Annotated in this window: 11 protein-coding genes; all 11 read right to left on the bottom strand. The window is 46.0% G+C overall.

The window, feature by feature from the left end; all coding sequences use genetic code 11:
- Nucleotides 1–19: 19 nt before the first annotated feature.
- The 11 genes from ASG85_RS21985 to ASG85_RS21935 all read right to left on the bottom strand — a co-directional run bounded on the left by ASG85_RS21985 (nt 20) and on the right by ASG85_RS21935 (nt 14462).
- Nucleotides 20–1177: a mannitol-1-phosphate 5-dehydrogenase gene (locus tag ASG85_RS21985; RefSeq protein WP_060647765.1), complete on the bottom strand. Its 1158-nt coding sequence runs from the start codon at nt 1175–1177 to the stop codon at nt 20–22.
- Nucleotides 1174–1611 (bottom strand): PTS sugar transporter subunit IIA, encoded by a 438-nt coding sequence (locus tag ASG85_RS21980; protein ID WP_060647764.1) that lies wholly within the window; start codon nt 1609–1611, stop codon nt 1174–1176. The genes ASG85_RS21985 and ASG85_RS21980 overlap by 4 nt, the downstream gene beginning before the upstream one ends.
- Before the next feature lie 23 nt (nt 1612–1634).
- Complete coding sequence (locus tag ASG85_RS21975; RefSeq protein WP_060647763.1) at nt 1635–3674, bottom strand: BglG family transcription antiterminator; 2040 nt, start codon at nt 3672–3674, stop codon at nt 1635–1637.
- A 64-nt stretch (nt 3675–3738) separates the two neighbouring features.
- Nucleotides 3739–5172, bottom strand: a complete 1434-nt coding sequence (locus ASG85_RS21970) for a PTS mannitol transporter subunit IICB (protein ID WP_060647762.1) — start codon at nt 5170–5172, stop codon at nt 3739–3741.
- A 598-nt stretch (nt 5173–5770) separates the two neighbouring features.
- Entirely contained in the window at nt 5771–6514 is a 744-nt protein-coding gene (locus ASG85_RS21965; protein ID WP_060647761.1) for a LutC/YkgG family protein, read from the bottom strand.
- Nucleotides 6507–8024 (bottom strand): LutB/LldF family L-lactate oxidation iron-sulfur protein, encoded by a 1518-nt coding sequence (locus ASG85_RS21960; protein ID WP_060647760.1) that lies wholly within the window; start codon nt 8022–8024, stop codon nt 6507–6509. The genes ASG85_RS21965 and ASG85_RS21960 overlap by 8 nt, the downstream gene beginning before the upstream one ends.
- Complete coding sequence (locus tag ASG85_RS21955; RefSeq protein ID WP_057307399.1) at nt 8011–8754, bottom strand: (Fe-S)-binding protein; 744 nt, start codon at nt 8752–8754, stop codon at nt 8011–8013. Before ASG85_RS21955 ends, ASG85_RS21960 begins: the two co-directional genes overlap by 14 nt.
- A gap of 111 nt (nt 8755–8865) precedes the next feature.
- Complete coding sequence (locus ASG85_RS21950; protein WP_060647759.1) at nt 8866–9633, bottom strand: DeoR/GlpR family DNA-binding transcription regulator; 768 nt, start codon at nt 9631–9633, stop codon at nt 8866–8868.
- Nucleotides 9634–9643: 10 nt separating this feature from the next.
- Nucleotides 9644–11143, bottom strand: coding sequence for a rhamnulokinase (rhaB, locus tag ASG85_RS21945; RefSeq protein WP_057307397.1), 1500 nt, complete (start codon nt 11141–11143; stop codon nt 9644–9646).
- The gene (gene rhaI / locus ASG85_RS21940; protein ID WP_057307396.1) at nt 11140–12360 is read right to left on the bottom strand and encodes an L-rhamnose isomerase; all 1221 of its coding nucleotides are present in this window, start codon (nt 12358–12360) and stop codon (nt 11140–11142) included. Before rhaI ends, rhaB begins: the two co-directional genes overlap by 4 nt.
- Nucleotides 12361–12392: 32 nt before the next feature.
- Nucleotides 12393–14462, bottom strand: a complete 2070-nt coding sequence (locus tag ASG85_RS21935) for a bifunctional rhamnulose-1-phosphate aldolase/short-chain dehydrogenase (protein ID WP_057307395.1) — start codon at nt 14460–14462, stop codon at nt 12393–12395.
- Nucleotides 14463–14993 lie beyond the last annotated feature (531 nt).

Here is a 14993-nt window from a genome sequence, read left to right as displayed (position 1 = left end):
AATTGGGAACTCCCCTTTCTCAAGATAGATCTGATTGTTGTAATTGTTCATATTGCGTTTTTATCATTTCATGGATCAGGTGATCTTCACCAATGGACGTATACTTCGTAATCGTTTGGGCTGCTCCGAGCTTTAGCAAATCAGCTTGAATCTGGGTAGCTTCAGGATCTTCCTGATCCTTAAATAAGAAGGCAGCTGCCATTGCCATTGCTAAATAAGTCGGTTTCATCCCGAGCTCATAGGCCTGCAATGCGGGACGAACAAGACGATCATTACTGGATAACTTACGAATCGGCGATCTGCCTACCCGAGTAACCTCGTCGATCAAATGGGGGTTGATGAATCTGTTCACTATTTTATCGATATACTGCTCATGCTGAGCAAGATCGAAGCCGTGCTTTTTGATAAGCAAAGCACCTGTCTCATGCATTACATGACGCACTAGCGAGGCGATTTGCGAGTTCGCTATCGCATCTTGAATCGTCGTAAAGCCATGTAAATATCCAAGATACGCAGCGCTGCAGTGCCCTGTATTGACCGTAAACAGCTTTCGCTCAATATACGGCTCCAAATGCTTCACATAATGGATACCCTCAATACGGGGGAAGCCCTCGAGCATTTGCGACTCGTCAACGACCCATTCGTAGAAGGGCTCAACCGTGACTTGCAGCGGGTCTTCATTATGTTGGATGGGAACAATCCGATCGACAGCAGCATCAGGAAATGCGATACTTCCATCTACTTTAGCTCGCAGATCTTCACTTAGATGAACGTATACATGTTCTTTCAGCTGCGTACTTCCACCAATTGCATTCTCACAGGCAATGATGTGAAGTGGCACCGCGCCGCGTTCGATCCGCATTTCAATCCCTTTGGCGATGCCAGCCGCAATATGTTTCAGAATGTTTACGCCCACTGCCGTGGTAACCAGATCGGCTTCAGCAACGGCTCTAGCTACATCTTCTAAGTTCTTGCCATTAATTGCTGTAACATTTGAAACCGTGAATGTTTCTTGGTCCTCGTTAGCCAAACGTACTTTATAGGACTTCCTCTCCTGCAATAGCTCAACCAAGCTATCATTCACATCGGAGAAGATCACCTCATAACCAGCTTGGGACAAAATTAAACCAATAAACCCCCTGCCGATATTCCCAGCACCAAAATGGACAGCCTTCATGACTCCATACCGCTTTCGAAAATTTTCACCATTTCTTCTGGTGTCGCCGCACTCATGATCATCTCCATGTTCTCATCTTCGGAACAAATCATCGCGACATTCGTTAAAATATCCAGATGATCATTGCCCGCGGCTGCAATACCAATGACTAAGTTGGCTTTTTCTCCTTCACCGAAATCCACACCCTCCGGAATTTGCACGATCGACAATCCTGTCGATAAAATCAATGATTTGGAATCCTGCGTACCATGCGGGATAGCCAGACCATTTCCCATATAAGTGGATAAAGTTTGTTCTCGTTCCAGCATTTTATCGATGTAAGCAGCTGACACATGACCCGCTTCTACTAATAGTTGACCTGCCATACGAATAGCCTCGAATTTATCCTTTGGCGTAGCGTTTAGTTTAATTTTATTCGTTGATAAAATAGTCATGTTTGTCTCTCCCTATCTCCGATTTATTTTTTATTTTCTAAAAAGGCTGCAAGTTCCTGGGATAAAAATTGCTTGATCTCAGACTGGGTCCCCGATTTCAACAGTTCAATCATTTCTGGAATCAATAGAAAAGAACTTATTTCACTGAGCACTTCTAGGCTTTCTTTGGAAAGCTCCTTCGGACCAAGCATGAGCAGCAGCTGCTTTACGCCTGACCCCATACCTTGGTCTAACAGCAAGTCTTCCTTTAATCGAAACAATGTGAAAGATGGCTCCCTAACCTGCTCGCTTCGAATGTGAAAAAGGGCCAGGCCCGTGTCTGGGATAACTTGACTGCTTAATCGTTCTCTTTCAAGCAATAGGTTGACAATTGGCTCCACTTCATCGATCACCCCTGAGCGTCTAACATATCCACAAATGACCTCCAGAGTTTCTCTCAAACTGTGAAAGCTTTGCTCGATGTAATACACCGTGAATGGGTCGATGATGCTTACGATTTCGTTTACATAGTGTTGAATACGATGCAATCTGTTCGTTGAATCAGCCTCTTGAGGCGCTTCACCACGTTCTCCAGCTTCTTTTTGCAGCGTTACATTTTGAATAAATAGCCTGAGTCGCTCGGCTTCTTCCTTCGTTAACAACGGGCTTAGCTTCAAGTACTGATCTTCCTCCAAAGGCAAGTCTACCGTAGAAATTATCAAATCGTATTCCTTTTGGGGGATGCGCGCTGCTTCAAACCAAGATGCATGACCGATAATATCAATTTGCGGAAGTTCCTTCGTAAGTCTTACGGCTAACATTTTGGAAGTCCCGATCCCACTTGTACATACGAGAATCGCTTTTACATTACGCCTGAATTGCTTTTGCCTCTCGATAGAAGCTCCGAAATGCATGACTAGAAAGCCAATTTCTTCATCTGGCACGGCAATTTCGGTTATTGTTTTATCTACAGCTCTCCGTATAGCATCAAATAGTGTCTCATAATCTTTCTTGATTTGCGATAAAAGCGGATTACGAATGGTCGCTCCTGCTTGAAGCCGCTTCAAAGCTGACTCCAAATGGCTCAGCAGCCCCTCTCGTAATGAACGATCATCGCTGAAACGGACCGAGATACTGCTCTCCATGTTCCGGATGAGCTTCCATACAATTTCCATATAACTTAATTCTTCCATAGGAAGCAGTTGATTCGGATGTTGCAGTGTATTGGGCTCCAGTAATTCGGCTATATAGAAAATTTCTGGTGTTGTTAATTCAATTGGAATTACCTTAGATAGGTGTTCAATTGTATGTGCAAGCAGCTTATTTTGGCGAAGCGAGTACGGTTCTTGATTCAGCTCGATTTGTCTACCCTGCTGAATTCTAGCGATAGTTATCGAAATATGAATGAGCAGATTGGTGTAATCCTGCTCCGATAGTTCATTTAAACCTTCATCTTCAGCAAGCCAAAGTGCTGCTTCCACCTTCGTAAAGTTTTCTTTCCCAATGAGCTCCAACAGTCTTTGGGTAACTGGCGAATGCGAGTTCACATTTTTCCCAAATAGATCAGCTTCATCGAGACCGTTTTTGGCGAGCTTTACCATCATCCTGCGTTTATTCGCCTCGGAACCGCTCAAACCAACGCCATACCCTCGTTTACGTACAAGGATTAGGTCAAACTTCTGTATCCATCTATCCAGCTCATCGAGATCGTGAGTGATGGTGGGAACCGTTACGCCCAAATCATGAGCCAAACTGAATAGCTTGACAGGCTCCTCTTCTTGCAGCAAGGTGCAAAGAATCATGATTTTGCGATCGTCGGCAGAAAATTCAATGTCCATCATCCCATATAACAAGCGCCGGAACGCCTCAAGTTTTTCAGGTTCTGCTTGTAATTGAATCCCTTTCCCCGATTTTTTTTGCAAAGTTAATCCATAAGCTGCCAAAATCGTCTCCAACTCGGACAGCTCCCGATGAACCGTTCTTGTGCTTACATTGATTTCGGCAGCGATTTCTCCTGCTGTAATATCATCCGTTCGATTCATTAACAGCTCTAGAATTTGACGATTCCTGTTTGACAGGCTCATGATATTTCTCCTCACGAACAAAATGGAGATAACGCCGGCAATTAGCCAGCGTTAGTAAGGTATATTAACTTAATCGTTTGACAAGTTCATCGTATTCTGGACTTTTCATGAAATTTTCGATGGAAATGTGTTCAGCCTCCGGAGCCTTATTACGTGCTCGATCGGTTAATGATTTATGGGTGATTACGATATCTGCATCAGGCGGAATCTCACTAATTGCTGTGTTGACCACGATGACATCGATAGCAGCTTCTTTCATTTTCTTTCTTAAAATGGAAGCTCCCATCGCACTTGAACCCATGCCTGCATCACAGGAGAACACAATTTTTTGCACCTCGGAAGCTGGCGTCAACGTTGAGGCACTAACTTTTTCAGCTGCCGCAGCGGCGGGAGCTTGTTTCATTTCTTTCATTTTCGCAGTAGCCTGCTCCAAATCTTCTTCATTCTCGGTTTGTTTCGTTGTTTTCAACAGCAATGCACCGACTGCAAAAGAGACAATCGTAGATGTGATAACCCCGCTGAAAATCGGCAGCATTCCACCCTTAGGAGCCATGGCAATGTAAGCGAAAATGCTTCCTGGTGATGGCGGAGCAACTAGACCTGCATTGAACAGGGAGAACGTGAACGTTCCTGTTACGCCACCTGCGATAACAGCCAGGATCAGACGCGGATTCATGAGAATGTACGGGAAGTAGATTTCATGAATACCGCCAAAGAAGTGAATAATAGCTGAACCAGGGGCTGAAAGCTTCGCTGCACCGCGTCCTACTATCCAATACGCTAGCAGGATACCAAGTCCTGGACCCGGATTGGACTCCAGCATGAACAAGATCGACTTGCCTGTTTTGGAGGCTTGATCCAAAGCAATCGGACTTAGCACTCCGTGATTAATCGCATTGTTCAAGAACAATATTTTACCTGGTTCAATCAAAACGTTCGCAAGCGGGAGCAGACCGGCATTCACCAGTGCTTGAACTCCGGAAGCAAGAGCTTTACTCACGACCTGAACCGCAGGACCAACTACTGTGTAAGCAAGAACGGCAAGTATAGCGCCGATAATGCCTGAAGAGAAATTGTTGACGAGCATTTCGAAGCCGGATTTCACTTTTCCTTCAATCGATTTATCGAACTTCTTGAGCACCCACGCGGCGAACGGACCTACGATCATAGCCCCGAGAAACATGGGAATATCCGTTCCGACGACAACCCCCATCGTGGTTACAGCGCCGATGACGCCGCCGCGTGTTCCGTGTATCATCGTACCTCCCGTATAACCAATTAAAATAGGGAGTAGATAAGTAATCATGGGACCGACGAGCTTAGCCAAATATTCATTTGGAATCCAACCTGTCGGAATAAATAAAGCCGTAATTAATCCCCAAGCGATAAATGCGCCAATATTAGGCATCACCATGCCGCTCAAAAAACGACCGAAACTTTGAACTTTCACCCGGAATCCTCCGGAGGATGCTTGCTTTTGTGCAGCAGTTGCACTCATTAGGATAACCTCCCTTTGTCTGTTTCATGTTACTATCGTAATGCAAAAGCGCTTACATATTCAATCAAATCAAAATCCCTTTTCGTCATGAACAATGTTGACAACATTTTAAGCAGTAAGTTGTCTCGGCTTACGCCGTCCATGGACGAGCATGTTTTTCATTGTTGATGCAAAGCAAGTTACGCCGAGATAATTCTCAAGCAGACGCGAGGGCACACGTTGTAGCACCGCCGCTTGACGCGGTAGTCAATACTTATTTTAATATTTGTTGTATTCGATAGCTCCATCCGTGTGGAGTTGTATTTAGTACAACATTTAGCAAGCTAATCCACGTTATCCTCGCGAATATTGCAAATCATACAACAATTTCACGAGAAACTAGCTCTATTGGAGGAAAAAAGGCTATATTGTTGCACAAAATACAACATCCTGAACTTTCTTAGAAGATATCAAGGAAATTGTTGTACGGAGTACAACTTCCCTACCATTTTGTTCTCTATTTCCAGCAATTCCAACACTCCCACTACTTCAAACACTTCCCTCACTTACATAAATAAAAAAGAGCCGCTAGGGAATTTACTCCCTCACAGCTCTTTGTTTACTCAACAATAAGTGCATATACGATACCGGGTCCATGAACACCAATGGTCAAATCATTCTCGATGTCGGCTGAGCGGCTTGGACCCGAGATGAAATGAATACCTGCCGGTCTATCTTCGGCCGAAAGTTCATCGAATGGGCGCAAAACTTCGCCCAGCTTTGTTTTTATACGATCCACCGGGATAATCGCAATGAACGTGGTTGGCAGCAAGCTGACACTTCTGCCTCTAGCCGCATCTGAAGTTACCACTAATGAACCTGTATATGCGACAGCGTGTTCTACGGCTACGATGCCAATGTCCGCTCCTGCTGCTTTAGCGACAAGCTCGTCTTTGGCAGCAGGGTCAGCACCTTCTGCGTTCCACACCGTGATGTCCGTTTCCGTGCCAGCAAGCGCAGCACGAAGGGGCTCTAGCTCCGGTTGATCCTGAATGATCAAGTGTTTGGCCTGTGTCTCTGCGATGAAGTTAGCAATGAACTCCTCTGCTTCAGCCATGCTAGCAAGACGCTTCGTATGGCCTCCAGCTTTCTGCCAATTCGTCATGAACAACTGAATGCGCTGTTCTAGCGGGAGATTCACCTGCTCCCAGAATTCAGGAGCCCCCTTCGTGCTATGCGAAGGAGCTGTTTGCAATGGCTTAGCTCTGCCAAGTCGATTCGAAATATTAGCAAAGAAGGCCTCTTGATCCTTAAGGGCTTCTTGGTGAAGCTTTTGGTGAAATGCTGCATCTGATTTAGCCATGATGATGTCCTCCTCCGCCGTCTTTGCGATCAGCCACAAGCTTTTCCATGCGAGCTTTCATCACAGAATCTAGTTCAGGGAATGTACCTTCTAATCCCTGCTCAATGTCTTTCCACGATTCGCGGAATGTCCTCTTCGCTATACTTGGCGCATAACGATACGAATTCCAACCTTTTAACGGACCTATCTTCGCTTTAATATGACCATCGCGAACTAACAATTTCTGCCCAATGCGACCGATTTTGATTAACGCTTTAACCCGCTTCGCGTCGGACATCAAGAAATTAAAGCCTTGCATGCCGGTCTTCTCAACAAAATCCGTCGACCCGCGCTCTACTTTGCGTTGACGAAGATAAATGAGCATATCATGCAGCGGAATCTTCACCGGACAAGCCTCATAGCAGGCACCGCACAGGCTCGAAGCACTCGCGATGTCGTCCCATTGGTCGACGTTCTTGTTAAGTGCAGGTGTAAGCACGGCACCAATTGGGCCACTGTACACCCCGCCATAAGCATGACCACCGATGTGACGGTAAACCGGGCAGGCGTTCAAGCATGCACCACAGCGAATGCAGTTCAGCAATTCCTGGAATTGCGGATCTCCAAGCTGCAAGGAACGTCCATTATCCAAAATAATGACGTGCATTTCTTCCGGTCCATCGCCGTCCTGCTCCCGTTGCGGTCCAGAAATCACAGACATATACACCGTAAGTTTCTGTCCAGTAGCCGAACGCGGCAGCAAAGTCGCCATCACTTCGAGATCGTCCAAAGTAGGAATGATTCGCTCCATACCCATGAATGTGATTTGTGTCTTAGGGATGGTACTAACCATCCGCGCATTGCCCTCATTTTCAAAAAGAACGATAGACCCTGTCTCTGCAATAGCAAAATTACAGCCCGTCATCCCAATGTCGGCTTCAAGGAACTTCTCGCGCAGCTTCCTTCTAACATAGCCAGCCAATATACCCGTGTCCGGCTCAAGCTTCTCACCTGCATCCTCGGAAAGCAGATCGGCGATCTGATAGCGATTTTTGTGGATCGCCGGAATAATAATATGCGAAGGCGTCTCGCCTGCCAGCTGAATAATATATTCGCCAAGGTCCGTTTCAATCGCCTCGACACCGATTTGTTCAAGCGCATGGTTGATATGCAATTCTTCGGAAACCATCGACTTTGACTTTACAACACTTCTAGCCTTCTTGTGCTCGGCGATTTGCATCGTCAAACGAACAGCGTCAGCTGCATCGGCTGCAAAGTGAACATGAACGCCCTGCGCTCTCGCATTTTCAACGAATTTGCCAAGATAGTAGTCCAAGTGTGCAATCGTATGCAGCCTAATTTGCCTGCCTCGCTCACGCCACTCTTCCCAGTTCCCAAGCTCTTCGGAGGCGCCCAGTTTACCGTTTTTGAGCCGTTCGGTCGTGAACTTAACCGCATTGCGAAGAAAGTCATTGTTCAGCGCGACTTTGGATCTTTCCTTGACGGTCCCACTAGCTTTATGATCGCTCATGCGCCAGCTTCACTCCTTCGGCCAGTAATTCCGCTAGATGCATGACCTTCACGGGTTTTCCACGGTAGGATAAATTGCCTGCAATATTCATTAAACATCCCATATCCAGTCCAACAAGTACTTCTGCTTCCGTTTCCAGCACATGATCCGATTTCTCAGATACCATAGCACCTGAAATATCGCACATTTTCACCGCAAAAGTCCCGCCAAATCCACAGCAATCCTCCGCATGAGGAAGGGGAACAAGCTCCAAATCACGGATATTTTGCATCAATTGCATCGGTTCTTCTTTGACGCCTAATAGTCGACTGCCGTGGCAGGACGGATGATAGGTCACTTTGTACGGGAACACAGCCCCCAAATCAGTCACACCTAATACTTGCACGAGGAACTGCGTGAATTCATATGTTTTTTCTACTAATCGGTTAGCCCTTGCTAGATTGATAGGATCATTTTCAAACAGCTTCGGATAATAATGATGAATCATACTTGTGCATGAACCCGAAGGTGATATCACAAAATCACTGTCTTCAAACGCTTGAAGCAGTGTCAATGCGGAACCTCGCGCCTCATCCCAATAGCCGCTATTGAAGGCAGGTTGACCGCAGCATGTCTGAGTCGCAGGGAAGTCTAGCTTGACTCCGTATTTTGCAAGTAAATGAACCATAGACTCACCAACCTTGGGGTAAACAAGGTCGCTCAAGCACGTAATGAATAAGGATACTTTCATGATTGCAGCTAACTCCCTTCCTTAATCGTTCCCTCTCAGAGGTATTTGGTTATACAAAAAACCATCCTCAGTACGAGAGAGAACATACTGGTGATGGGAGGAACATCTTTTTTAACCTTTATCTAATTGGAGAACGTATACACCTTTATCGCGAATCTGATCAACGTCATCCTTGTTTGTTTGACCGTCCGTGATCAAGTGCTTGATCTCAGGCCAGCCGGCTACTTGCGTCAAAGATTGCATGCCGAATTTACTATGGTCAGCTAGCAAGTATGTTTCATCAGCAATACTTATCATTTTGCGTTTAATGAGCGCTTGCAACTCGTTGGATTCGCTAATTCCACGCTGGATATGAACCCCTTTGCATGACAGGAACAGCTTATGAACGTGATACATATCCAAGGATCTTTCCGCTAGTGGTCCTACATAGGACAACGATTTTTGCGAAAGGAGTCCACCTGTAGATATGACCTGAATTTTCTCCTTACTGCTCACCTCAAGCGCAACCTTCATCGAGTTCGTGATGATCGTTAGCGGCATATCAGGAATTATTTTGGCCATATACCAAGCCGTTGTACTTGCATCTAAAATGATCCGATCATGCTCCCGAATATGCGATACCGCTTCCCTCGCGATGCTGTTCTTGAAATCCGACTGCGCCGTTTCCCTTTCCATAAAAGGGACTTCCGACTGCGCTTCCTTCACACTTACAGCGCCGCCATGGCTGCGCATCAGCTTTCCTTCGCTTTCTAGCCGATCCAGATCACGTCGTATCGTTTCTTCCGTCACTTGACACAGCTCACTTAGCTCAGTCACTCTAATACTTCCTCTTTCATTCACCAACTGAACGATTCTCTGCCATCTTTCCGCTACCAGCATCGTACTTCCCTCATTTCACCGTCGATCGGGATGCCACCTGACAAAATGTTGCATACGCTACCTGCCAACCCGCTCCATCCTGAGGGAGGTACGTTTTGACCGGGAACGAATTCCGAATCAGCTTCCTGGCTTCGCGCAAATTCGCGATATACCCTAGTGATATCCATTGTACTACAAGGTTACCTAAGGCACTACCCTCAACAGGACCGGCCCAAACCTCGCGCTGTATAGCATTTGACGTGAATTGACAAAGCAGCTCGTTCTGAATGCCGCCACCAACGATGTGAAGACCTTGATACTTCTTCCCCGATAGCAGTTCTGTTCTTTCTAAAACAAACCGATACTTCAAAGCCAGGCTTTCCAACATACAACGAACAATTTCGCCTTCCGTTTGCGGTACAACCTGTTCCGTCTCCCGGCAGTATTGCTGAATTTGCTTTGGCATATGCTCAGGATTCAAGAACATGTCATCATCCGGATCGATGAAGCATTGGAATGGCTTCACCTGCTCGGCAAGCTTGACTAGCTCAGCAAAGCTGATATTCTTGCCTTCCTTGTCCCATGTACGCTTGCATTCCTGAATTAACCATAAGCCCATGATGTTCTTCAGCAATCGGTTCGTACTATAAACGCCGCCTTCATTGGTGAAATTCCAAGCTAATGCCTGTTCCGTAAGCACGGGCGCCAACGTCTCCGTCCCGAGCAGTGACCAAGTACCGCAGCTTAAGAAAGCAAAATCTTCTTCTAAAGCGGGAACCGCGACAACAGCAGAGGCTGTATCATGCTCGCCTACGGCAATGACAGGAATCGAAGGAACATCAAGTTCATCACAAATCTCTTTGGTTAAGGCACCGACTCTAGTCCCTGACGAAACCGGTTTCAGTAATAGCTCACCTGGAAGACCAAGCTGCTCTAAAAGCTCCGTATCCCATGTTTGCGTTGTCGCATTCAAAAGCTGTGTCGTTGTGGAATTGGTGTACTCGCTATGTTTTTCTCCCGTTAAGAAGTATCGGAGCAAGTCAGGAATCATCAAGAATGTATCTGCACGCTGCAGAAGCTCTGGATTTCTTTCTTTTAACGCATATAGTTGAAAAATCGAATTAAATTGAAGGAACTGAAGACCTGTTTTGGCATACAGCTTTTCACGGCCAACAAGATCAATGACCTTATCCATGATGCCGTCCGTTTGATGGTCCCGATAGTGGTAGGGATTACCGAGAAGCTCACCATTTGCTGCAAGCAGCCCGAAATCAACCGCCCATGAATCTATGGCCAAGCTCTCGATATCCGTATAACCCAGATGCTTCATCTGTAAAATACCTTGTTTCAATTCATGAAACAATCTCAAAATGTCCCAATGAAGGTGGTTGCCCACCTTCACCGGATCATTCGAGAAGCGGTGAATTTCCTCGATCGTAACGATGCCCGCTTCGGAATCAAGTCGTCCGACGATCGCTCTGCCGCTGCTTGCTCCCAAATCAAAGGCCAGTACGCAGGAGGGCTTACTCACCAGCTGGCACCGCCTTTGCCACGAGCATTAATGCTTTCGTCGTAGCCGCTTTCTAGGTAAGCTTTCATCGGATCTACCGGTACACCGATCTCTTCCCGTACTGCTTGAAGAAGCGGAGTAACATCGAATTCGAATGCCTTACGCACAGCGTCTTCTGCGCCTAGAACGTCTTGACGCTCTTGAGCATCTCTAACTTCATCGAGATTGATCAGCAAAGCTTTGGCATACTGTGTTTGAACGTTAAGCACGGAACGCAGCATTGCAGGGATTTTACGCTCGATATTGTGGCTTTGATCGATCATGTAGGCAATATTGTCAGCAGCCTGACGGATTTGTGGATTTTTATCGTTCGCTGCATCAATGATTTGGTAGAAAATAAGGAACAACTCATACGGATTGACCGAACCAACGATCAGATCATCATCCCCGTATTTGCGGGAGTTGAAGTGGAAGCCGCCCAGTTTATTTTCATCTAACAAGTAAGTCACGATATGTTCAATGTTCGTTCCTTGCGGGTGATGCCCTGTATCAACTAGCACTTCAGCTTGAGGCCCCAATTTGTTCGCCAAATTGAATGCCATCCCCCAGTCTGCTAGATCTGTGTGATAAAACGCAGGCTCATAGAACTTGTATTCAATCAGCATACGCATGCTTGGCGTCATGGCTCCGTACATTTCTTTAAGCGCTTCATACATCCATGTTTTACGAGCTCGAATGTCGACTTGTCCTGGATAGTTGGAACCATCTGCGAACCATAGGCTCAGCACATCAGAACCTACTGTCTTAGCGATGTCCACACACTCCAGCAAATGATCCGTCGCTTTGCGGCGGATGGCTTCGTTCGAATTCGTCACACTACCAAAGATGTAATCATCCTCTTGAAAAAGGTTAGGGTTTACAGCTCCAATAGAAACACCGAGATTAGCTGCATGCTGCTTAAGCTTTGCGTAATCGTCCACCTTGTCCCATGGAATATGGATAGCAACCGACGGGCAAACACCCGTCAGTTTATGGACCTGCGCAGCGTCTTCGAATTTCTCGAAGGGATTACGCGGAACGCCATTTTGCTTATAAACTTTGAAGCGAGTTCCTGAATCTCCGTAGCCCCATGATGGGGTTTCTACTTTAAGGGCTTTTAGCTTAGCTTTAACGGCTGCTAGATCAATGCCTCTATTTGCTTGCAGCTCTTCGAACAAGGCGTATGCTTTATCGCTCATCGGATTATATCTCCTTTTGGTTGTGGAAGTAATTAGCGAGTGAAGGCAGCCGGAACGCCGCCGTCAACTGTGATCATACAACCTGTCGTTTTATCTGCTTTGGAAGAAGCGAAGTATACGATAGCCTCCGCAACGTCTTTCGGGAAAATGTTGACAAGCAGCGTCGTTCTTTTGCGGTAATGCTCTTCCAACTGATCCGGTTCAATACCGTAAGCTGCAGCCCGTTCATTGCGCCAACCGGAATTCCAAATCGCGGAGCCTTGAAGAATCGCATCTGGCAATACCGAGTTTACACGAATGCCGAATTCCCCGCCCTCAGCGGCAATACAGCGTGCTAAGTGAATTTCAGCCGCTTTGGCTGTCGAGTAGGCGGAGGCATTTTTGCCTGCGAATACCGAGTTTTTGGAGCCGACGAATACCATGCTGCCGCCGATGCTTTGTTTTTTCATAATTTTAAAAGCTTCTCTAGCTACGAGGAAATAACCCGTGCTGAGCACGTTCATGTTTAGGTTCCACTCTTTAAGTGATGTTTCGTCAAAAGGACTAGAAGTCGCAAGACCTGCGTTATTCACAATAATATCGATACCGCCATAGCTGAGAATCGAGTCGCGGTAAGCGGCTTCCACTTCCTCTTCTTTCGTTACATCCATTTTAACGGCAATGGCTCTGTTTTCGCCATACTGCCCGTTCAATTCGTCTGCTAATTTTTGTGCGCCTTCAAGATTCAGGTCAGCTAGAACGACGTGCGCGCCTTCTTTTAAAAATTGACGAGCCGTTACGCTTCCGATTCCGCCTGCGCCGCCTGTGATGAAAGCAATTTTACGGGAAAACTCCGCTTCAGCCGGAGCCAAAGTTAATTTATAAAGTTCAAGAGGCCAGTACTCGACATTAAAAGATTCATTTTCGCTTAAAGAAACGAACGTTCCGAGAGCTGTTGCGCCTCTCATTACGGCAATCGCACGGTGATAGAGAGCTCCGCTTACTTGTGCATTGGACCAGCTTTTACCTGTGTTGATCATCCCGATACCTGGGATCAGGATAACGCGAGGTGCCGCTTCGTTCATGACGTCGCCTTCATTTTTGTTGCGGTCAAAATAAGCCTTGTACTCTTCTTTGTAAGCCGCGATTCCAGCGTTTAAAGCTTCAATTAACGAGGCCACATCACGGGAGTTTGGATTCCAATCAATGTAAAGAGGCTTCATTTTCGTATGAACCAAGTGATCCGGGCAAGCCGCTCCAACTTGGGATAGCACAGCAGCATCTTTACTGTTAACGAACTTCAGAACATCATCCGCGCTGTCAGTGGTCAGGATCATTTTCTTCTCATTGCTCACTGCTCCACGAACGATAGGCAGGACTTGTGCCAAAATATCTTTTTGCTCGGATTCAGAAAGGGACTCGTACTTCGCTCCGCCATAAAGGCTGCTCTCGTTCACACGAGCTTCAATGAAGCTTTCTGCTTCTTGAATGATAGCCAAAGTTTTGAGGTAGCTTTCTTCCGACGTTTCGCCCCAAGTAACCAAACCATGCTTCTCCATCAACACGAGCTCAGCCTTTGGATTGTTTCTTACGCCTTCCGCGATCATTTTGGAAAGTGTAAAGCCAGGACGCACATAAGGTACCCACACGAAACGGTCGCCGTAAATTTCTTTCGCCAACTCACGACCATTGTGTGCACAGCATAGACCGATAATCGCATCAGGATGCGTGTGGTCAACGTTTTTGAAAGGCAAAAATGCATGTAAAAGCGTCTCAATGGAAGCACGCGGATGTTTGCTGTCGATCATACAATTCACAAGGTAAGCAACCATTTCTTCGTCGGACATTTCATCTCTCTCGAACAACGGACGAATGTCTTCCATGCGAAGACCTGTGAAATTCTTTGCTTTCATAGTAGCAAGGTCAGAACCGCTGCCCTTTACCCACATCACTTCTACATCACGACCGCGGAAATCCTTCTCGATTGTTTTGTACGATGTGTTACCGCCGCCCCAGTTGGCAACTGCGCGATCTGTCCCTAATAAATTGGAACGGTACACCAATTCCTCTACGCCTTTCGATACTGCATTCGCTTTTTCCGCTTCCCACAAATTCGCAATCATTAGTATCCTCCTAATATAGGGATCTTTGAGCGTAGCTCAAAGTCTCTCCTTTTTACATCCCATGAGTATGTGTTTGTTCTTGATGGATTCATCGTAACATATCTTTGTTTATTTTTGAATATTTATTTTTATTTTTGTTTCAAAGGATTTAAATACATAAATGTGATGTATCACATTCATAATTAGAAGAAAAGGTAGAAGAAAAAATGAAACGGGCATAATACAAACATAATGAGAATAGAAGAAAATGCTGCTCTCCGCATTTCTAGCTGATCGCAATTGTGCTGGAAGACACCCGTGATACATGAACTGCTTTAGTGCAGTTCATATGCATCCTCAGTGGCTTTTGAGGGATCTTGCTGCAAAAAGTGCAGCCAAATCCAGCCATAAAAAGTAAATTCCTACCTTTCTGGCACGTTTAGATGTAGGAAAGAGTCAATTTCATAATAAAAGTCCGATTTTTCCAAGTATGGTTTCGGAAGAAATGCAGTTGGATAAGAGCCTTTAGAGACTGCTATTTCTTCATTTTCA

Source organism: Paenibacillus sp. Soil724D2 (genome assembly GCF_001427935.1).
Taxonomy (GTDB): Bacteria; Bacillota; Bacilli; order Paenibacillales; family NBRC-103111; genus Paenibacillus_E.
Note: the sequence above shows the minus strand (reverse complement) of the source record. Positions and strands in the feature narration are given on the sequence as shown.